The following is an 18,753-nucleotide window of genomic DNA, read 5'->3' as shown; positions in this document are numbered from 1 at the left end:
ATGCACTGCCCGTACTGCCGACACCCCGACTCCCGGGTCGTCGACTCGCGCGAGGCCGAGGAAGGTGCGGCCATCCGCCGTCGGCGCTCCTGTCCGAATTGCGGGCGGCGGTTCACCACGGTCGAGACCGCCATCCTGTCGGTGGTGAAACGCAGCGGCGTCACCGAGCCGTTCAGTCGGGAGAAGGTCATCCGTGGCGTGCGGCGCGCGTGCCAGGGCCGCGAGGTCGACGACGACGCGCTGAACCTGCTCGCGCAGCAGGTGGAGGACGCGGTGCGGGCCAAGGGCTCGCCCGAGGTGCCCAGTCACGAGGTCGGCCTGGCCATCCTCGGCCCGCTGCGCGACCTGGACGAGGTCGCCTACCTGCGCTTCGCCTCGGTGTACCGGTCCTTCACCTCGGCCGAGGACTTCGAGCGCGAGATCAGCGAGATGCGCGCGGCGCGGGCGCGCGCGGGCGCGACAGCCGACTGAGCGGCCTCGACGGCCGACCGCGGCTCGGTTCGACGGCCGACCGCGGCTCGGTTCAACGCCGGACCGCGGCTCGGTTCGACGCCGGACCGCGGCTCGGTTCGACGCCGGACCGCGGCTCCGTTCAACGCCGGACCGCGGCGATGGCCTTTTCGATGCGCTTGGCCGACACCGGGTACGGGGTGCCGAGCTTCTGGGCGAACAGGCTGACCCGCAGCTCCTCGATCATCCACCAGATCTCGAGCACGTCGGGCGCGGTGCGGCGCGGCTCGGGTAGTGCGCGCAGCAGCCGGTCGTAAGCGGCCAGCGCGCGGTCGACCTCGGCCATGCCCTGCCGGTCGCGCACCGCGGAGGCGGGCAGGGCGGCGAGCCGCTCCCGTGCCGCGCGCAGGTAGCGCGGCAGCTCCCGCAGCCGGGCGGTACCGAACTCGGAGACGAACCCGGCGAAGACCAGTTCGTCGAGCTGGGCGCGCACGTCCTCGGCGATGTCGCGCTCCTTGATCTGGCCCAGTGCGGTGGTGACCCGGTGCGCCTCCGCGAGCACCGGCACCACCAGCCGCACGATCCGCGCGACCGCGGTGGCGAACTCGGGCCGGATCCGTGCGAGCAGCTCCTGGAACCGCTCGGGGTCGCGCACCGGACCGCCCGCGGCGGCGATCAGTTCGTCCGCGGCGGCCGCCCGGCAGTCCTGCACCAGCGCGTCCAGCGACCCGTACGGATTCTGGCTCAAGGCCAGCCGGTCGGTCGGTGAGAGCCCGGCGGTCACCGCCCGCACCGAGGTCGGGAGAGCTTGCAGCACAAGCGCTCTGATGCCCGCCCGCATCGCCGCCGCCTGCTCGGCGGGCGAGCTCAGCACCCGGACGGCCACGCCCTCGCCTTCGGGCACCAGGGCCGGATATCCGGTCACCGTCTGTCCGGCGACCTGCCTGCGGACCGTCTCGGGCACCGCGCCCAGTGTCTCGGAGGTCCACACCGTGGCAGGCGCCCGCTCGGCGCCCGCGGTCGCCTTCGCCACGGACTTCGACACCTGTTCGGCCAGTGCGGTTTTCAGCTCGGTGAGGCTCTTGCTCTTGGCCAGGACGGCGCCCGAACGGTCGACGGCGGCGAAGGTCATCCGCAGGTGATCGGGCAGTGCGCTCGGGTCGAGGTCGGCCGGCGTGATGGTCACCCCGCCCAGCCGCGACAGCTCGCGCGCCAGCCCGACGCGCAGCGGTTCGGCGCGCGGCGTGAGCGCCGCCAGCGCCGCCGCCGCGAAGTCCGGGGCGGGAACCACGCTGCGGCGCAGCGCCTTCGGCAGCGTCTTGATCAGCGCACCGGCCAGCTCGGCGCGCATGCCGGGCACCAGCCAGTCGAAGCCGACCGGGCGCACGTGCGCGAGCTGTTCGACCGGGATGCGCACGGTGACACCGTCGTCCTCCTGGCCTGGTTCGAACTGGTAGGTGAGCGGGAAGCTGAGTTCGCCCTGCCGCCAGGCGTCCGGGAAGTCGGTGGGGTCCAGCGCCGCGGCGACGTCGTTGACCACCGTCGACTCGGTGAAGTCGAGCAGTTCCGGGTTCTCCCGCTGCGCCTTCTTCCACCAGCTGTCGAAGTGCCGCACCGACACCACGTCGGCGGGGATGCGCCGGTCGTAGAACTCGAAGAGCACCTCGTCGTCGACGAGGATGTCGCGGCGCCGGGCCCGGTGCTCGAGGTCGGCGACATCATCGAGCAGCTCCCGGTTGCGGTGGAAGAACCGGTGCCGGGTGCGCCACTCACCCTGCACCAGGGCGTGCCGGATGAACAGTTCGCGCGACAGTTCCGGGTCGATGCGGCCGTAGTCCACCGGGCGTCCGGTGACCAGCGGAATGCCGTAGAGGGTGACCCGCTCGTAGGCGCGGGCCGCGCCGCGCCCGGCCGACCAGTGCGGTTCGGAGTAGGTGCGCTTGACCAGATTTCCCGCGAGCCGTTCGGCCCATTCGGGCTCCACCCGCGCCACCATCCGGCCCCACAGCCGTGAGGTCTCGACCAGTTCGGCGGCCATCACCCAGCGCGGCGGTTTCTTCGCCAGCGAGGAACCGGGGAAGATCATGAACTTCGCGCCGCGCGCGCCCAGGTACTCGCGGGTCTCGGCCTCGCGCACCCCGAGGTGGGAGAGCATGCCCGCCAGCAGGGACTGGTGGATGGCGGTCGAGTCCCACGGGGTGTCGTCGTCGGCGGTGGCGCGACGGCGTTCGGCCGTCCATCCCAGCCCGCGGGTGATCGTGCGCAGCTGCCCGTGCAGATCCTGCCACTCCCTGATGCGCAGGTAGTGCAGGAACTCCTCCCGGCACATGCGACGGAACTGGTTGGACGACAAGGATTTCCGCTGCTCGGTGAGGTAGTCCCACAATCGCAGGTAGGCCAGGAAGTCCGAGCCCTCCACCGTGAACCTGGCATGCCGGGTGTCGGCGGCCTGCTGCTGGTCGGCCGGGCGTTCGCGCACGTCCTGGATCGACAGCGCCGCCACGATGACGAGCACGTCGGACAGGCAGCCGTTGCGGTTGGCCTGCACGAGCATCCGCGCCATGCGCGGGTCGACCGGCAACTGGGCCATCTCCCGCCCGATCGGGGTCAGCGCCATGCCGCCGGCGCCCTCGCCGCCGCGACGGCGGCGCCCCTTCGGGGCACGCGGGCCGTCCTCGGACGGCGCGGCCGCGTCCGGCTGCGGTGCGGGCTCGGCGAGGGCGCCGAGTTCTTCGAGCAGCGCGATGCCGTCGCGGATGGCCCGCCGGTCCGGCGCCTCCACGAACGGGAAGTTCTCGATGTCGCCGAGCCCGAGCGCGGTCATCTGCAGGATCACCGCGGCCAGATTGGTGCGCAGGATCTCCGGCTCGGTGAACGCGGGCCGGGACTCGAAGTCCTCCTCGGAGTACAGCCGGATGCAGATGCCGTCGGCGACGCGCCCGCAGCGACCCGCGCGCTGCCGGGCCGAGGCCTGCGAGATCGGCTCGATCGGCAGCCGTTGCACCTTGGTCCGCAGCGAGTAGCGGGAGATGCGCGCGGTGCCCGGGTCGATCACGTAGCGGATGCCCGGCACGGTCAGCGAGGTCTCGGCGACGTTGGTGGCCAGCACCACCCGACGCCCGGTGTGCGGGGCGAACACCTTGTGCTGCTCGGCCGCGGAGAGCCGGGCGTACAGCGGGAGGATCTCGGTGCGGGGCAGCTTCAGGTCGCGCAGCGCGTCGGCGGCGTCGCGGATCTCGCGTTCGCCGGAAAGGAAGACCAGCACGTCGCCGTCGCCCTCGGCGAAGAGTTCGCGTACCGCGTCGGCGATCGCGTCGACCGGATCGCGGTCCACGACGGTGGTCTCGTCCTCGGTGTCCGCGCCCTCGTCGCCGGTGGCGGGCAGCTCCAGGCTCAGTGGCCGGTACCGGATCTCCACCGGATAGGACCGGCCGGACACCTCGACGATCGGCGCGGGCGTGCCGTCGGCGGCGGCGAAGTGCCGGGCGAACAGCTCGGGGTCGATGGTGGCCGAGGTGATGATCACCTTCAGATCCGGGCGACGCGGCAGCAACTGCTTGAGATAACCGAGCAGGAAATCGATGTTGAGGCTGCGTTCGTGCGCCTCGTCGATGATGATCGTGTCGTAGCGGCGCAGCAGCCGGTCGCGTTGGATCTCGGCGAGCAGGATGCCGTCGGTCATGAGTTTGACCAGCGTGTGCTCGGATGCCTGGTCGGTGAACCGCACCGTGTAGCCGACCACGTCGCCCAGTTCGGTGCCCAGTTCCTCGGCGATGCGCTCGGCGACCGTGCGGGCGGCGAGGCGGCGCGGTTGGGTGTGGCCGATGGTGCCGCGGATGCCGCGGCCCAGCTCCAGGCAGATCTTGGGGATCTGGGTGGTCTTACCCGAACCCGTCTCACCGGCGACGACCACGACCTGGTTGGCCGCGATGGCGGCGGCGATGTCGTCGCGGCGGGCGCTGACCGGCAGCTGCTCGGGGTAGCGGATCGTCGGTACCGACGCGCGACGTGCCTCGATTCGCGCCTCGGCCGCGGCGATGTCGGCGGCGATCTCGTCGAGGTCGGTGCCCCGGGCGCGCTCCAGCCTGCGGCGCAGCCGGTGTTCGTCGCGGAGGGAGAGATTCGCCAGGCGGGTGCGGAGCTCGCGTGTTCCGGTGTCAGCTGTCCTGGTCATTGCGCACTCCAGCCTACCGGTCGCGGTCGCGCGCGCCCCCGCGGCGGCGGGCGGGACGGCACGCGGGGATAACCCGCGGTGTGCTGAGTCGTGCGATCGGCCCGCTTCGGCGGGTCCCATGTGCGAAGATCGGCCGATGAACGGTGGCTCGGGCACCGCGTGGTGGATTCGGGGACTGCGCATCGCCTTCGGAGTACTCGGTGTGGTCGCGCTGGTGTGGATTCCGCTGCGCAACCTCGACCAACCGGCGTTCTCCACGGCGAACTACTTCAGCTACTTCACCATCCAGTCCAACGTGCTCGGCGTGCTGGTCCTGCTGGTCGGTGGGGTGCGCGACCCGGGTGGGCGGCGCTGGCAGCTGCTGCGCGGCGCCGCCACGCTCTATCTGCTGATCACCGGCGTGGTGTACGCGGTGTTGCTGGCCGACATCGATGTGATGCTCACCGACCGCTGGATCAACGACATCCTGCACCGCGTGCTGCCGATCGTGCTGGTCGCCGACTGGCTGGCCGCCCCGGTCGCGCTCGGTGTCACCGGCCGGCTGATCGGCGGTTGGCTGATCTATCCGGCCTGCTACGGCGCCTATACGTTGATCCGCGGCCCGGTCGTCGACTGGTACCCGTATCCCTTCATCGACCCGCGCGAGCAGGGGTATCCCTCGCTGATCGTCGGGCTGGTCGTGCTGACCGGGGTGTTCGCGTTGCTCGCGGTGGCCGTCACGGCGGTGGGCGGGTTCGCCGCGCGCGGGCGCGCGCCGAGTCCGGCGCTGTGAGCTGGGCCGACACCGGGGCGCCACCGGCATAGGGTAGAGGTGGTGTCATGAACGCCTTGTGGCATGGATTCGCCGATATGGGCGCCGTCGCACGGGACGGCGCGTTCGTGGTGGCCCGCGGTGCGGGCGCCTACGTCTACGACGAGGCGGGCAACCGCTATCTCGACGCCACCGCGGGCCTGTGGTTCACCAACGTCGGCCACGGCCGCGCCGAGATCGCCGACGCCGTCGCCGCCCAGCTGCGCCGGATCGCGCACTACTCGAACTTCGGCGACATCGCCGAGCCGCCGACCCGGGAACTGGCCGAACGGCTTTCGGCGATCGCGCCGATCCCGGGCAGCAAGATCTTCTTCACCTCCGGCGGTTCCGACTCGGTGGACACCGCCGCGAAGTTCGCCCGCCGCTACTGGCACGAGGTCGGCAGGCCGGGCAAGACCATCGTGGTGGGCAGGCAGCGCGCCTACCACGGCATGCACGTCGCGGGCACCGCGCTGTCGGGCCTGCCGCCCAACCGGGACGGCTACGGCGAACTCATGCCCGACGCACGCACGGTCGACTGGGACGACCCCAAGGGGCTGCTCGCGCTGATCGAGGAGGTCGGCGCCGAGCGGATCGCGGCCTTCTTCTGCGAACCGATCATCGGCGCGGGCGGGGTGTACCTGCCACCGGAGGGGTATCTGAGGGAGGTGCGGGCGATCTGCGCCGACCACGACATCCTCTTCGTCGCCGACGAGGTGGTCACCGGCTTCGGCCGCATCGGCGGCTCCTGGTTCGCCTCCAGCCGGTTCGACCTCCGCCCGGACCTGATGACCACCGCGAAGGGCCTCACCAGCGGCTATCTGCCGATGGGCGCGGTGTTCATCGCGCCGCACCTGGCCGAGCCGTTCTTCGCCGGTGGGGTGTGGTGGCGCCACGGCTACACCTACGGCGGACACGCCGCCTCCGCCGCGGCCGCACTGGCCAATCTGGACATCCTCGAGCGCGAGAACCTGCTCGCCGAGGCGGCGCGACTGGAGTCCACCTTGCACGCCGAGCTGGCTCCGCTGGCACAGCATCCACGGGTCGCCGAGGTGCGCAGCGGGTTGGGCGCGGTCGCCGCCGTCCAGCTCGCCGATCCCGCCGAAGCGCCAGCCTTCGTCAAAGCCCTACGGGCGGAAGGGGTGTCGAGCCGGGCCGCGGGTCAGGGGGCATTGCAGATCTCGCCCGCGTTCGTCATGACCGACGAGCAGGTTCGCGAGCTGGCGGCCGCGTTCGCCCGCGCCCTGGGCTGAGCGCCGTCGCCGTGGGGTCGGGCACTCGACGCGGGTACCCGACAGGCCATACTGTGAGGGCAGATGCCCGCACTCCGCGTGCGGGGTTTCGCGGGCCGGTCGGCCGGGTGACAGGAGTGCGATGATGCCCAAGGTGACGGCGGCCGGGGTGGTGCGGCGGGTCCGGGACGAGACCTATTACGCCGCACTGGCGTTGCGCGCCGGGCTCCTCACCCCCGAGCGGCCCGACCGGCTGGCCGGAATGGGCCTCGCGGTGGTGCGCTCGGGTCTGCTGGGCGGACTGGTCGGCGTCGCGGCGGTGCGCTACCGGGACCGCACCGCGGTGCTCGACGAGCGCGGGCGGGTGAGCTTCCGCGAACTCGACGAGCGCACCACCGCGCTCGCCAACGCCTGGCGGGCCCGCGGACTGCGCGACGGCGAGGGCGTGGCGGTACTGACCCGCAACCACCGCGGCTTCCACTACGCGGTCTTCGCCGCGGCCAAGTGCGGGGCCCGAATCATCCTGGTGAACACCGATTTCGGCGCCGGGCAGCTGCGCGAGGTGCTGGCCAGGGAGGGCGCCGACCTGGTGGTCCACGACGAGGAGTTCACCGGGCTGCTCGGTGACCTGCGTCCGCGGCGGGGCCGATACCGCGCCTGGACCGACGCGCCCGCCGTCGACACCCTCGACAACCTCATCGCGGGCGGAGCCCGCACACCGGCCCGCCGGCCCCGCACGCCCGCCCGGATCGTGTTGCTCACCAGCGGCACCACCGGCACCCCGAAGGGCGCCCCGCGGCGGGAGCCGACCTCGCTGTCGCCGCTGGGCGGCCTCCTGGCTCGCGTGCCGTTGCGCGTCCGGGAGGTGACCGAATGCCCGGCGCCGCTGTTCCACACGCTCGGCTTCGCGCACGCCGTCCTGGCGCTGGGATTCGGCACCACGCTGGTGATCCGGCGGAAGTTCGACCCCGAGGCGGTGCTGGACAGCCTGGTCCGGCACCGCGCGAGCACGCTGGTGGTGGTGCCGGTGATGCTGCGCCGCCTGGTCGACGCCGATCCGCACGCCAGGGCCCACCGGGAGCTGTCCCGGCTGCGGGTGGTCTTCGTCGCCGGGTCGCAGCTGGGCGCTCCGCTGTGCCTGCGCGCCACCGAGGCGTTCGGGCCCGTGCTCTACAACGTGTACGGCTCCACCGAGGCCGCCTACGCCACCATCGCCACCCCGGCCGACCTGGCCGAGGCCCCCGGCTGCGTGGGTCGGCCGGTGCCGGGCGCGGTGGTCGCGATCCTCGACGCCACGGACCGCGAACTGCCCGCCGGGCACACCGGCCGCATCTTCGTCGGCAACGATTACCAATTCGAGGGCTACACCGGCGGCGGAGACAAGCCGCGGGTGCGCGGCCTGATGGCCACCGGCGATCTCGGTCATATCGACGCGGCCGGACGGTTGTTCGTCGACGGACGCGAGGACGACATGATCGTCTCCGGTGGTGAGAACGTCTTCCCCGGCGAGGTCGAGGACCTGCTGGCCGCCCATCCCGCGGTGGCCGAGGCCAGCGCCTTCGGCGTCGACGACGACGAGTACGGCCAGCGGCTGCGGGTGGCCGTGGTGCTGCGACCGGGCCACGCGCTCACCGCCGAGCAGGTGCGCGACCACGTACGCACCCACCTGGCCCGCTACAAGGTGCCCCGCGACGTGCTCTTCCTGCCGGAACTGCCGCGCAACCCGAGCGGGAAGGTCCTCGTCCGCGTCCTGCGCGAGCTGGACTGAACCGTCGCGAGGTCGATGTCTCCGACGGTGACCAGGCCGTTCCTGCCGTGCGCCACACAGTCGGCGACCGCCGCGGCGATCCGCTGTGCGTCCGCAGCGCCGCCCGGCGCCACCGTGCTGAGCAGGGTGTCGCCGGTGACCGCGCGTCCGCGCAGCCCGGCCGCCTCCACCAGCGCGTACTTGGTCGCGCAGTAGACGGCCGCGCCGAGCGCGCCGGCGACCCCGGCCGCCGATCCCGCGTTGACGATGTGTCCGTGGCCCCGGGCCGTGAACATCCGCGCCGCGACGCGCGCGCCGACGATCGCCGGTGTGAGGTCGGGTGCCTGCGCGGCGCCGGGGGCGGCTTCGACGGTGTTGACCACCACGTCCAGCCCGCCCAACCGGGCGTGTGCTTCGGCGAGGAACGCGGTGAAACAGTCCTCGTGGTAGGCGATCACGCGCGCGCCGAGAACGGCGGCGCCGGTGCTGTGCGCCAGGCGGGCGGCGCGCCGCCGGGCCGTGGCGGCCGACCGATCGCCCAGTACCACCCGCGCCCCGGCCCCCAGAAACGCCAGTGCCACTTCCTGTTCCAGCTCCCGCGCACCCCCGGCGATGGCGATCCGGCGGCCCGCGAGCGTCCCCATGCCCATCCGCTGTCTCCGCTCGCCGTCCCGTCCGCTCGACGGTACCGCCGAGACCCGGTTGCGCCCATGCGAATTCGGGCCACGACCTTGCGAATTCCGGCCGTCTCGGTGGGCGACACCGGGTTTCGGCGGACGCGGCGGACGAGCGGGTGTCCGGTCGATGTCCGATCGTTTTCCTGCGCGGACCGGTCATAGCCGACGACCATGACAGCGATGACCTGGGAATGGCGGCGTACGGTCGGTCTGTCGGCGGTGCTGGTCGAGGTGGCGGCCGAGCACGGTCTCGGCGTGCGCGCGTGCCTGCGCGGCACCGGCATCGATCCGGCTCTGCTGAACACGCCGGACGGCGAGGTCACCGCCGCACAGGAACTGGCCCTGGTCCGCAATATCGTGACGGCACTGGGCGATCCGCCCGGCCTCGGCTTGGCCGCGGGTGCCCGCACCCACGTCACCAGCTACGGCGCGCTCGGCCTGGCATTGCTGGCCAGCCCGACCGTGCGCTCGGCGGTGGATCTGCTCATGCGCTACATCCGCATGACCACGACCTTCGCCCGCATCTGGCACGTCTACCGTGACGACGAACTGCACCTGTACGCCGACGACAGCGACGTGCCCGCCGAGCTGCGCGGGTTCCTGCTCGAACGCGACGTCACCGTGCTGCTGGCGAACTGGGCCGCGGTCTATCACGCCCCGGCGCCGGTACTGCGCGGCTCGGTGTCGGGCGGGTTGCGCCCGCGGCTGCAGCCGCTCATCGACGAGTACGGCCTCGACTGCGTGGACGGTGTCGGCCCGCACCTGGTCGTCTTCGACACCTCCGGATTCGAGGATCCGCTACCGCAGGCCAGCCCGCTCACCGCGCGGCTGTTCGAGCAGCAGTGCGCGCAGCTGCTGCACCGGCGCGGGCTGCGCCACGGCATCGCCGGAACGGTGCGCGAGGTGCTGTTGCGCCGGATGGGGGAGCGGGTCGGGCAGGAGGAGATGGCGGCGCTGCTGCACATGAGCCTGCGGACGCTGCGGCGCAGGCTCGCCGAGGAAGGCACCAGCTACCGTGGGCTGTGCTCGCAGACCTACGGGGAACTGGCCGAGGAACTGCTGGCCGGCGGCCTGACCGTCGAGGACGTCGCCTACCGGATGGGCTATGCGGGCGCGCCGAGTTTCTCCACCGCGTTCAAGCAGTGGCGCGGGATCTCACCCGGGCATTTCGCCCGCGCGGTGGCGCCGCGGCGCGGGGCGACCGCGCCCGGCCGGCGTCAGATCTCGATCACCGAGTCGGCGACCACCCGGCCGCCGAGCCGCACCCAGCCGTCGGAATCCCACTCGGTGAACAGCTGTGAACCGGCACCCTGGGTGATCTTGAGGCCCTGACGCAACAGCGCGGTGAGGGCGACCGCGGCGGCGCCGGTCGCGGCGTCCTCGGCGATTCCCATGGTGGGAGCGAACATCCGCGAGCGCACCGACCCGCGCATCTCGTCCGCCCAGGCCCACAGGTAGTGCGGGCCGCCGGTGAAGTCGTCGGGCCGCAGCTCGTCGAGCTCGGCCGGGTCCTCCAGCTGATGGAAGGTGAAGTCCGGCGCCCAGTTGGCGCGGGCACGGATCCAGGTCAGGCCCTCGCCCAGCTGGACCTCGACCGGCCCGGCGGGCACGTCGAGCACCCGCACCGGGGTGCCCTGCTCGGCCAGCCACCACGCCGTGCCCACCGAGGGATGCCCGGCGAAGGGGAGTTCCATCGCCGGGGTGTAGATCCGCAGCCGCGCGACCTCGGCGACCGGATCGGCCACGACCACCGTCTCGCTGAAGCCGGCGCGCGCCGCCAGCGCCTGGTGGTCGGCCTCGGCCACATCGCCCGCGCGGGCGATGCCCAGCGCATTGCCCAGCCGTCCGCAGGAATCGGTGAACACGCGAACGACCTCGACCCGGGTGGAGTCGGCTTCCGGTTCACTGTGTGTGCCCATGTGCGCGAGCCTACCGGCCCCGACCGACGGGGCAACCGATCAGCAATCTGCCCAGGTACCGGCGACGCGCGAAGGCCCGCTCCCCCGGGGGAGCGGGCCTTCGCCGAGGACGGAACCGGGCGGGAGCGGATCAGACCGCCGCGGCCGCGAGTGCCTCGGTGGACTGCACCGCCTGGCCGACACCGGCCACGATCGCGGCCACGCGCAGCGATTCGAAGATCACCTCGCGCGACACGCCCGCCTCGCGGAGCGTGTGCTCGTGCGCCTCGAGGCAGTGGGCGCAGCCGTTGATCGAGGAGACCGCGAACGACCACAGCTCGAAATCGGCCTTGTCCACACCCGGGTTGCCGATGATCTGCATGCGCAGCCCGGCCCGCAGGTCGTCGTAGCGCCCGCCCAGGAACGCCTTGCCCCGGTAGAACACATTGTTCATGCCCATGATCGAGGCCGCGCCGAGGGCGGCGTTGTAGGCCTCCGCCGACAGCACGTCGGCGGCTTCCTCGGCGATCTCCCGCAGCGTCGTCGCCGACCGGGTCGCGGCCGCGGACGCCAGCAGCGTGCCCCACAGCTGCTGTTCGTTCAGCACGGTGCTCCGTGCGATCGATGACAGGTTGAGCTTGAGGTCCTTGGCGTACTCGGGCAGGGAGTTCTTCAGGTTCTCAATGCTCATCGGTGATGTCCTCTTTCGCGATCGGGCCCGGATGGGGCGATGAGATGGGTCGCTCCCGGCCGGGAGCGGGTGGGGCGGAGTGGGTCGGTCGGATCAGACGCTGGCGGCCAGCAGCTCGCCGGCGTTGATGGTCGGATCGCCCTTCTTCCAGTTGCAGGCGCACAGCTCGTCGGACTGCAGGGCGTCGAGCACCCGCAGCACCTCGTCGACGTTGCGGCCGACCGAACCGGCGGTCACCGAGACGAACTGGATCTCGTTGTTCGGGTCGACGATGAAGGTGGCGCGGTCGGCGACGCCGTCGGCGTTGAGCACACCGGTGGCGGTGGACAGCTCACGCTTGAGGTCCGAGAGCATCGGGAACGGGAGGGTCTTCAGGTCCTCGTGCTGGGCCCGCCACTGGAAGTGCACGAACTCGTTGTCGACCGAGACGCCGAGCACCTGCGCGTCGCGGTCGGCGAACTCGTCGTTCAGCTTGCCGAACGCGGCGATCTCGGTCGGGCAGACGAAGGTGAAGTCCTTCGGCCAGAAGAAGACGATGCGCCACTTGCCGGCGTGGTCGTCGCTGGTGACCTGGGTGAAGTAATCGTCGGGCTGCTGCGCGTCGACCTTCGACAAGTCACCGCCGATCACCGCGGTGAGGTTGTACGCCGGGAACTGGTCGCCGATGGTCAGCAGAGCCATGCTGTTCTCCTCGTCCTGGTTGGTGTGGGTCGGTACCTCACAGATGATCTTGCCCACTATTTGCTGAAAGGCAAACGTGATGGGTGGCACTAGACTGATAGGCGTGAGCGATCAGACTTATCAGCCGACACTGTCGCAGCTGCGTGCGTTCGTGGCGATCGCGGAATACCGCCATTTCGGCACGGCCGCAGCGCGTCTGGGTGTGAGCCAACCCACGTTGTCGCAGGCGCTCGCCGCGCTGGAAAACGGGCTCGGTCTGCAGCTGATCGAACGCAGCACCCGCCGGGTGCTCGTCACCGCCGCGGGCACCCGGTTGCTGCCGCAGGCGATCGCCACGCTCGAGGCCGCCGATCGGTTCGTCGCCTCCGCGACCGGCGACGGCCTCGGGGGCATGCTGCGGCTGGGCATCATCCCCACCGTCGCGCCCTACATCCTGCCCGGCCTGCTGCCGCCGCTGCGCGAACGGCTGCCGACGCTGGTGCCGCAGATCATCGAGGACCAGACGGCGCGGCTGCTCGAGGGACTGCGCACCGGGGTGCTCGACGCCGCGCTGCTCGCGTTGCCCGCCGACAATCAGGGGCTGACCGAGATCCCTCTGTTCACCGAGGAGTTCGTGTTGGTCACCCCGCGCGGGCACGAGCTCGCCGGGCGCACCGACATCGCGCCCGGCGTGCTGGCGTCGCTGCCGCTGCTGCTGCTCGACGAGGGGCACTGCCTGCGCGACCAGACCCTCGAGCTGTGCCGCTCGGTGGAGGTCGACCCGCTCGCCGTCGGCGACACCCGGGCGGCCTCGCTGGCGACGGTGGTGCAGTGCGTGGCGGGCGGGCTGGGCGTCACGCTCATCCCCGAGATGGCGGTCGAGGCCGAAACCGCGCGCGGCACACTGGATGTCGCGCGGTTCTCCGCACCCGCACCGGGGCGCACCATCGGCCTGGTGTTCCGTTCGTCGAGTGCGCGGGCGCAGGATTACGAATACCTGGCCGCGATCATCCGCGCCAACCGGCCGTCATGAGCGCCCTGCCGGGACCGGGCGAACACGCTGCGGGCGAGCCGGATTCGCTGTTCGCCTACGGCACGCTGCGCTTCGCGCCGGTGCTGGACCGGTTGCTCGGCCGGTGTCCGGCGACGACGCCGGTGACACTGCCCGGCTGGCGGGCGGCGCGGTTGCCCGGCCGGGTGTATCCGGGGCTGGTTCGCGCGCCCGGCGGGTGCGCGCCCGGCGTACTGCTCACCGGCCTCAGCGTGGCGGAGCGGGTGCTGCTCGACGCCTACGAGGGTGACGAATACCGGCTCGACACAGTCGAATTCGGGACCACACGGGCGTGGGTCTACATCTGGACGGGCACGGCCGAGGACGCGGACTGGTCGGCCGAGGAATTCGCCGCGCGGCACCTGGCGGACTACCTCGCGCGGTGGGAGTGAACGAGCCCGAGACACCGAGGACGCCGGACGGCGGGGGACCGTCCGGCGTCCTCGGGGGCGGCGCTAGCGGCTCGTGCGCAGCGCGTGCGGTTCGATCGCGCCGCGCACCAGGGCGCGGCCGTCGATCGTCTCCGGCCGGTAGGGCAGGGTGGCCAACCGGTCGACCATGCCGGGCACCGGGTCGGCGATCTCGTCGACCAGGCCGAACAGGAACGACCACTCGTGCTCGTCGCTGCCGTAGTGCACGACCGTGCCGAACTGCTCGTGGAAGCGCTGCCAGGACCGCTTGAGGGTCTCGTTGCGCCACATCGTCGCGCACCCGGCCTGCGCGCTGAGCACGCCGCCGGGGGCGAGCAGCGCCCGACATCGGGACAGGAACTCCGCCTCGTAGAGCCGGTTGTGCTGGGCGTCCTCGACCCGCTCGTCGGGCAGGTCGATGACGATGACGTCGTAGCGGGTGCCCGCCTGCTGCGCCTGCTCCAGGAAGTCCCAGCCGTCGGCGTAGTGCACGGTGATCGGGCCCTCGCCGCGCACCGCCGCCGCCAGCTCCTCGCTGGTGTAGCCGTAGGGCAGGTGCTGCGCGCACAGCTCCACCTCGAGCTGGTCGATGTCGACGTGATCGACGTGGGTCGCCCCCGCCGCGACCGACATCTGACTGGCCACCCCCTCGCCCGACCCGATGATGAGCACGGTGTCGAGCTTCTCGGCCAGCACGAAGGCGGGCACCATCATCGCCTCGTGGTAGGTGAGCTGGGAGAACTCGGTGGACTGGCGATCGTCGTCGGAGAACAGGCTGATGCCCTGCTCGGTGCGCGCGATGACCATGTGCTGGAAGGGGGTGTGGGTGTCGACGATCACGTCCTGCAGATCCCAGATCCTGGTCAGGCCCGCGCCCACCGGCTCCTCGATCCGCTGCGCGCCGTGCCCGCGCTGGATGACCTGCATGCGAACGTTGGCGGGCGCCAAGGCATCCCGCAGGAGTTCGACCGCTTTGGTGGCACCGGCGCCGATGCTGCCGCAGGTGAACACGTCGACGAAGATGTCGCCGGACTCCGGATAAGTGTGAATCGAGGCGTGGGACTCCGACAACAGCGCGAGGACGGTCACCCCCTGCGGTTCGAACTTCTTGTGTACGACATCGCAGATGGTGACGCCCGCCGCGATCAGAGACTCACGCAACGCCGATTCGAGTCGTTCGAGATCGTCGCAGAGAGCTGCGTCGACACCACCGAACTCGGCCAGCACATGCCAACCGGTGAATTCCGCCGTCATAGGCAAACTCACTCTCGCTCAGCGCCCGAGACATGAACGGTCAGGGGCGGAAAACCATTGAAGGACACCGACGAATAGCTCGCGGTATAGGCGCCGGTGTCGAGGATCTGGACGCGATCACCGGCTCGCAACGTGGTCGGCAGAAGGACCCGCGTGCGTTGATACAGTACATCGTCGCCGTCGCAGGTAGGACCGGCGACCACCGCCTCGTCGACGGGGTCTCCGTCGCGTTCGGTGACGAAGCGGTAGGCGATGTACTCGTTCTCGGTCTCGGCCATGCCGTTGTAACGGCCGATGTCGAGATACACCCAGCGCCGTCCGTCCGGCGCGATGCGCACGGCGACGACCTCGGCGTGAATGGTTCCCGCGTTGCCGACCAGCGCGCGGCCCGGCTCGACCACCAGCGTGGCCGTGGGCGGCAGGTGGCGGGCGGCGGCCTCCTCGATGACGGCGGCGATCCGGTCGAGCGCGGGCGCGGCGTCGGCGTAGGCGATCGGCAGCCCGCCGCCGATGTTCACCGACGTGACAGGAATCTCTTTGTCGGACAAGGCGTTCGCGATGTGACCGGCCTGCTCGATGCCGATCCGCCAGGCGTCGGGGTCCAGTTGTTGTGAGCCGACGTGGAAGTACGGTCCGGCCACCTCCAGGCCCAGATCGCGGGCCCGCACCAGCAGCCGCGCCGCCTCCTGGGGCGCGCAGCCGAACTTGGTGCCGAACGGGGTGCGCGACTGCGGCGCCGAGGCCAGGAAGCGGCACTCCACCTGCGCGCCCGGCGCGTGTTCGGCGATGCGCAGCAGGTCGTCCTCGGTGTCGAAGGCGAACCGGCGCACGCCGACGGCGTGGGCGCGGGCGATGTCGGCGGCCTTCTTGACGGTGTTGCCGTAGCAGAGCTTGTGCGGTGCCACACCCTGGGCGCGGCACAGGTCGATCTCACCGATGCTCGCCACGTCGAACTCGGCGCCCTCGGTGTCGAGCAGCCGGATCAGCTCGGGCACCGGGCTGGCCTTGACGGCGTACCGGATGCGGGTACCGCGGAGCCCACGACCGGAGACGGCGGCGGCGAGCGCACGATAATTGTCGCGAACTCGCTCCGGGTGGATGACAAGGTACGGAGATTCGGGCATAGTTGATCTTTCGCGTGGGCGGCAGCGGAGAGAGTATCAGCGGGCCCGACCGGGAAACGAATCCGCGGCGGCGGCCCCGCGCCGTTCACCCTTCCGACACCGTGACCTCGTCGAACACGACCTCACCTGCCGCGTCCGACGCCTCGAGATCCACCACCGCGCGCACCGCCCAGCCGTGGTCGCCCGCCGGGTCGTCGAGCACCTGCCGCACATCCCAGAAGCCCGGCCGCTGCTCCACCTGGAACAGCTGCGGGCCGCGCGCGTTCTGGTCGGTGCCGATGCTGTCGTACTCGGCGAAGTAGGGCGCCAAGGCGGTCGCCCAGTCCGGGCCCGGCCCCAGCTCGGCCAGTTCGTCCCAGCGCCGGCGCGCGGCCAACTCCACCCTGCGGAACATGGCGTTGCGCACCATCACCTTGAAGGCGCGTTCGTTGGCGGTGACGGGACGGATCGTCTCCGCACCGAAGGCCACCTGCTCGGCGTCGATCTCCGCCCCCGGGTTGGTGAGCTGCTCCCACTCGTCGAGCAGGCTCGAATCCACTTGGCGGACAAGCTCGCCCAGCCACTCGGTGACGTCGTCGAGTTCCTCGGTGCGGGCCGAGTCGGGCACGGTGCGGCGCAGCGCGCGGTAGGCGTCGGCCAGGTAGCGCAGCACCACGCCCTCCGAGCGGGCCAGCTCGTAGTAGGAGATCAGCTCCGGGAAGGTCATCGCCCGCTCGATCATGTCGCGCACGACCGACTTGGGGGAGGGCGCGAACTCCGAGACCCACGGATGCCCGGCGCGGTAGGTCTCGTAGGCGGGCTCGATCAGCTCGGCCAGCGGCTTGGGCCAGCTCACCTCCTCGAGCAGTTCCATGCGCTCGTCGTACTCGATGCCCTCGGCCTTCATCTGCGCGACCGCCTCGCCGCGGGCCTTGTGCTGCTGGGCCATGAGCAGCTGGCGCGGATCCTCCAGGGTCGACTCGATGAGCGAGATCACATCCAGGGTGTAGCTCGGCGAGTCCGCGTCGAGCAGGTCCAGCGCCGCCAACGCGAACGGCGACAGCGGTTGGTCCAGGGCGAAGTCGCGCTGCAGGTCCACCGTCAGCCGGGCGTGCCGGCCCTGGGCGTCGGGTTCGTCGAGTTGCTGCACGACGCCCGCGTCGCGCAGCGCCCGGTACAGCCGCACGGCGCGCAGGATGTGCTTGCGCTGGGCGGGACGCGGCTCGTGGTTGTCCTCGAGCAGGTGACGCATCGCCTGGAAGCAGTTGCCGGGGCGGGCGATCACGTTGAGCAGCATCGCGTTGGTGACCTTGAACCGCGAGACCATCGGTTCCGGCTTGGCCGCCACCAGGCGCTGGAAGGTCTCCTCGCTCCAGGACACGAACCCTTCCGGCGGCTTGCGCCGCTGTACCTTGCGCTGTTTCTTCGGGTCGTCACCCGCCTTGGCGAGCAGGCGCGCGTTCTCCACCTCGTGCTCGGGCGCCTGCACCACCACGGTGCCGACGGTGTCGTAGCCCGCGCGGCCCGCCCGTCCGGCGATCTGATGGAACTCGCGGGCGTTGAGGCGGCGGGTGCGCACGCCGTCGAACTTGGTCAGGCCGGTGAGCAGCACGGTCCGGATCGGCACGTTGATACCGACGCCGAGCGTGTCGGTGCCGCACACCACCTTCAGCAGGCCGTCCTGGGCCAGCTTCTCCACCAGCCTGCGGTACTTGGGCAGCATGCCCGCGTGGTGCACCCCGATGCCGTGCCGGATCAGCCGCGAGAGGGTCTTGCCGAACCCCGGCGCGAACCGGAAGTCGCCGAGCGCCGCGGCGATCGCGTCCTTCTCCGCACGGGAGGCGAAGTTGACGCTGGTCAGAGCCTGGGCCCGCTCCAGCGCGGCGGCCTGGGTGAAGTGCACGACATACACCGGCGCCTGATGAGTGGTGACCAGTTCCTCGAGCGTCTCGGTGATCGGCGTGCGCACATAGGAGAAGTGCAGCGGCACCGGCCGCTCCGCCCCGGCCACCACCTCGGTGGCGCGCCCGGTGCGGCGGCGCAGATCCTCGGCGAAGAAGCCGACGTCGCCGAGCGTGGCCGACATCAGCAGGAACTGCGCGCGCGGTAGTTCCAGCAGCGGCACCTGCCAGGCCCAGCCACGGTCCGGGTCGGCGTAGAAATGGAACTCGTCCATCACCACCTGGCCGACGTCGGCCTCGGCGCCCTGGCGCAGCGCCAGATTGGCCAGGATCTCCGCGGTGGCGCAGATGATCGGCGCGTCGGCGTTGACCGCGGCGTCGCCGGTGACCATGCCCACCTTGTCGGCGCCGAACAGTTCGCACAGCGCGAAGAACTTCTCACTCACCAGCGCCTTGATGGGCGCGGTGTAGTACGTGCGCTGCCCCCGGGTGAGGGCCAACAGGTGCGCGCCGACCGCGACCAGGGACTTCCCCGAGCCGGTCGGTGTCGCGAGGATGACGTTGGATCCCGAGGCCAGTTCCAGCAGCGCCTCGTCCTGCGCCGGGTACAGCGGCGTGCCCTGCTCGGCGGCCCACATGCCGAACGACTCGTAGAGCGCGTCGGCGTCGGTACCGGGAATGTCGAGCAGCTCGGTCAGATCCACTCCGACCAGCT

The 18,753-nt window shown here is 71.3% G+C and carries 15 protein-coding genes; 7 read left to right on the top strand and 8 right to left on the bottom strand.

The features are described from left to right. Nucleotides 1-471 carry a transcriptional regulator NrdR gene (gene nrdR / locus CRM89_RS13285; protein WP_011210331.1) on the top strand — a complete coding sequence of 157 codons (471 nt, stop codon included), beginning with the start codon at nt 1-3 and terminating at the stop codon, nt 469-471. A gap of 121 nt (nt 472-592) precedes the next feature. Here nrdR and hrpA read toward each other — a convergent pair whose 3' ends face one another. After that, on the bottom strand, nt 593-4,624 hold the full coding sequence (gene hrpA, locus CRM89_RS13280; protein WP_098084171.1) for an ATP-dependent RNA helicase HrpA: 4,032 nt from the start codon (nt 4,622-4,624) through the stop codon (nt 593-595). A 136-nt stretch (nt 4,625-4,760) separates the two neighbouring features. On the opposite strand from hrpA, the gene CRM89_RS13275 reads away from it, so the two are divergent. From CRM89_RS13275 to CRM89_RS13265, 3 genes are all read left to right on the top strand, one after another. Continuing rightward, nucleotides 4,761-5,396, top strand: coding sequence for a Pr6Pr family membrane protein (locus CRM89_RS13275; RefSeq protein WP_041560257.1), 636 nt, complete (start codon nt 4,761-4,763; stop codon nt 5,394-5,396). Nucleotides 5,397-5,443: 47 nt separating this feature from the next. Continuing rightward, complete coding sequence (locus CRM89_RS13270) at nt 5,444-6,667, top strand: aspartate aminotransferase family protein (protein WP_098084168.1); 1,224 nt, start codon at nt 5,444-5,446, stop codon at nt 6,665-6,667. Between the two features lie 121 nt (nt 6,668-6,788). Beyond that, nucleotides 6,789-8,414, top strand: a complete 1,626-nt coding sequence (locus CRM89_RS13265; protein WP_098084165.1) for an acyl-CoA synthetase — start codon at nt 6,789-6,791, stop codon at nt 8,412-8,414. Here the strand turns inward: CRM89_RS13265 and CRM89_RS13260 are convergent. Further along, on the bottom strand, nt 8,321-9,043 hold the full coding sequence (locus CRM89_RS13260; RefSeq protein WP_098084163.1) for an SDR family NAD(P)-dependent oxidoreductase: 723 nt from the start codon (nt 9,041-9,043) through the stop codon (nt 8,321-8,323). The genes CRM89_RS13265 and CRM89_RS13260 overlap by 94 nt on opposite strands. A gap of 207 nt (nt 9,044-9,250) precedes the next feature. Here CRM89_RS13260 and CRM89_RS13255 point away from each other — a divergent pair, with 207 nt between their 5' ends. Next, on the top strand, nt 9,251-10,402 hold the full coding sequence (locus tag CRM89_RS13255; protein ID WP_106427544.1) for an AraC family transcriptional regulator: 1,152 nt from the start codon (nt 9,251-9,253) through the stop codon (nt 10,400-10,402). Here the strand turns inward: CRM89_RS13255 and CRM89_RS13250 are convergent. From CRM89_RS13250 to CRM89_RS13240, 3 genes are all read right to left on the bottom strand, one after another. Continuing rightward, the gene (locus tag CRM89_RS13250; RefSeq protein WP_050768108.1) at nt 10,288-10,989 is read right to left on the bottom strand and encodes a PhzF family phenazine biosynthesis protein; all 702 of its coding nucleotides are present in this window, start codon (nt 10,987-10,989) and stop codon (nt 10,288-10,290) included. The genes CRM89_RS13255 and CRM89_RS13250 overlap by 115 nt on opposite strands. 130 nt (nt 10,990-11,119) lie before the next feature. Next, nucleotides 11,120-11,659 carry a carboxymuconolactone decarboxylase family protein gene (locus tag CRM89_RS13245; protein WP_011210323.1) on the bottom strand — a complete coding sequence of 180 codons (540 nt, stop codon included), beginning with the start codon at nt 11,657-11,659 and terminating at the stop codon, nt 11,120-11,122. Between the two features lie 93 nt (nt 11,660-11,752). Continuing rightward, the gene (locus CRM89_RS13240) at nt 11,753-12,340 is read right to left on the bottom strand and encodes a peroxiredoxin (RefSeq protein WP_011210322.1); all 588 of its coding nucleotides are present in this window, start codon (nt 12,338-12,340) and stop codon (nt 11,753-11,755) included. Between the two features lie 103 nt (nt 12,341-12,443). Here CRM89_RS13240 and CRM89_RS13235 point away from each other — a divergent pair, with 103 nt between their 5' ends. Together CRM89_RS13235 and CRM89_RS13230 are read left to right on the top strand one after the other, a co-directional pair. After that, nucleotides 12,444-13,352, top strand: coding sequence for a hydrogen peroxide-inducible genes activator (locus CRM89_RS13235; protein ID WP_011210321.1), 909 nt, complete (start codon nt 12,444-12,446; stop codon nt 13,350-13,352). After that, the gene (locus tag CRM89_RS13230; protein WP_098084160.1) at nt 13,349-13,762 is read left to right on the top strand and encodes a gamma-glutamylcyclotransferase family protein; all 414 of its coding nucleotides are present in this window, start codon (nt 13,349-13,351) and stop codon (nt 13,760-13,762) included. The genes CRM89_RS13235 and CRM89_RS13230 overlap by 4 nt, the downstream gene beginning before the upstream one ends. Nucleotides 13,763-13,825: 63 nt before the next feature. Here the strand turns inward: CRM89_RS13230 and speD are convergent, their stop codons facing one another. The 3 genes from speD to CRM89_RS13215 form a co-directional block, all read right to left on the bottom strand. Next, nucleotides 13,826-15,034: an adenosylmethionine decarboxylase gene (gene speD, locus CRM89_RS13225; protein WP_098084158.1), complete on the bottom strand. Its 1,209-nt coding sequence runs from the start codon at nt 15,032-15,034 to the stop codon at nt 13,826-13,828. 8 nt (nt 15,035-15,042) lie between these two features. Beyond that, nucleotides 15,043-16,158 (bottom strand): type III PLP-dependent enzyme, encoded by a 1,116-nt coding sequence (locus tag CRM89_RS13220; protein ID WP_011210318.1) that lies wholly within the window; start codon nt 16,156-16,158, stop codon nt 15,043-15,045. A gap of 85 nt (nt 16,159-16,243) precedes the next feature. Then, a complete protein-coding gene (locus CRM89_RS13215; protein ID WP_098084155.1) occupies nt 16,244-18,742 on the bottom strand; it encodes an RNA helicase in 2,499 nt (832 codons plus the stop codon). Nucleotides 18,743-18,753: the final 11 nt, after the last annotated feature.

This window comes from Nocardia sp. FDAARGOS_372, from assembly GCF_002554515.1.
In the GTDB taxonomy this organism is placed as follows: Bacteria; Actinomycetota; Actinomycetes; order Mycobacteriales; family Mycobacteriaceae; genus Nocardia; species Nocardia farcinica.
This window is presented reverse-complemented; position numbering and strand designations above follow the sequence as displayed.

Bases quoted from the DNA above. Each gene is read 5' to 3' on its own strand.
- nrdR (WP_011210331.1), top strand. From the start codon at position 1: ATGCACTGCCCGTACTGCCGACACCCCGACTCCCGGGTCGTCGACTCG.
- hrpA (WP_098084171.1), bottom strand. From the start codon at position 4,624: ATGACCAGGACAGCTGACACCGGAACACGCGAGCTCCGCACCCGCCTG.
- CRM89_RS13275 (WP_041560257.1), top strand. From the start codon at position 4,761: ATGAACGGTGGCTCGGGCACCGCGTGGTGGATTCGGGGACTGCGCATC.
- CRM89_RS13270 (WP_098084168.1), top strand. From the start codon at position 5,444: ATGAACGCCTTGTGGCATGGATTCGCCGATATGGGCGCCGTCGCACGG.
- CRM89_RS13265 (WP_098084165.1), top strand. From the start codon at position 6,789: ATGATGCCCAAGGTGACGGCGGCCGGGGTGGTGCGGCGGGTCCGGGAC.
- CRM89_RS13260 (WP_098084163.1), bottom strand. From the start codon at position 9,043: ATGGGCATGGGGACGCTCGCGGGCCGCCGGATCGCCATCGCCGGGGGT.
- CRM89_RS13255 (WP_106427544.1), top strand. From the start codon at position 9,251: ATGACCTGGGAATGGCGGCGTACGGTCGGTCTGTCGGCGGTGCTGGTC.
- CRM89_RS13250 (WP_050768108.1), bottom strand. From the start codon at position 10,989: ATGGGCACACACAGTGAACCGGAAGCCGACTCCACCCGGGTCGAGGTC.
- CRM89_RS13245 (WP_011210323.1), bottom strand. From the start codon at position 11,659: ATGAGCATTGAGAACCTGAAGAACTCCCTGCCCGAGTACGCCAAGGAC.
- CRM89_RS13240 (WP_011210322.1), bottom strand. From the start codon at position 12,340: ATGGCTCTGCTGACCATCGGCGACCAGTTCCCGGCGTACAACCTCACC.
- CRM89_RS13230 (WP_098084160.1), top strand. From the start codon at position 13,349: ATGAGCGCCCTGCCGGGACCGGGCGAACACGCTGCGGGCGAGCCGGAT.
- speD (WP_098084158.1), bottom strand. From the start codon at position 15,034: ATGACGGCGGAATTCACCGGTTGGCATGTGCTGGCCGAGTTCGGTGGT.
- CRM89_RS13220 (WP_011210318.1), bottom strand. From the start codon at position 16,158: ATGCCCGAATCTCCGTACCTTGTCATCCACCCGGAGCGAGTTCGCGAC.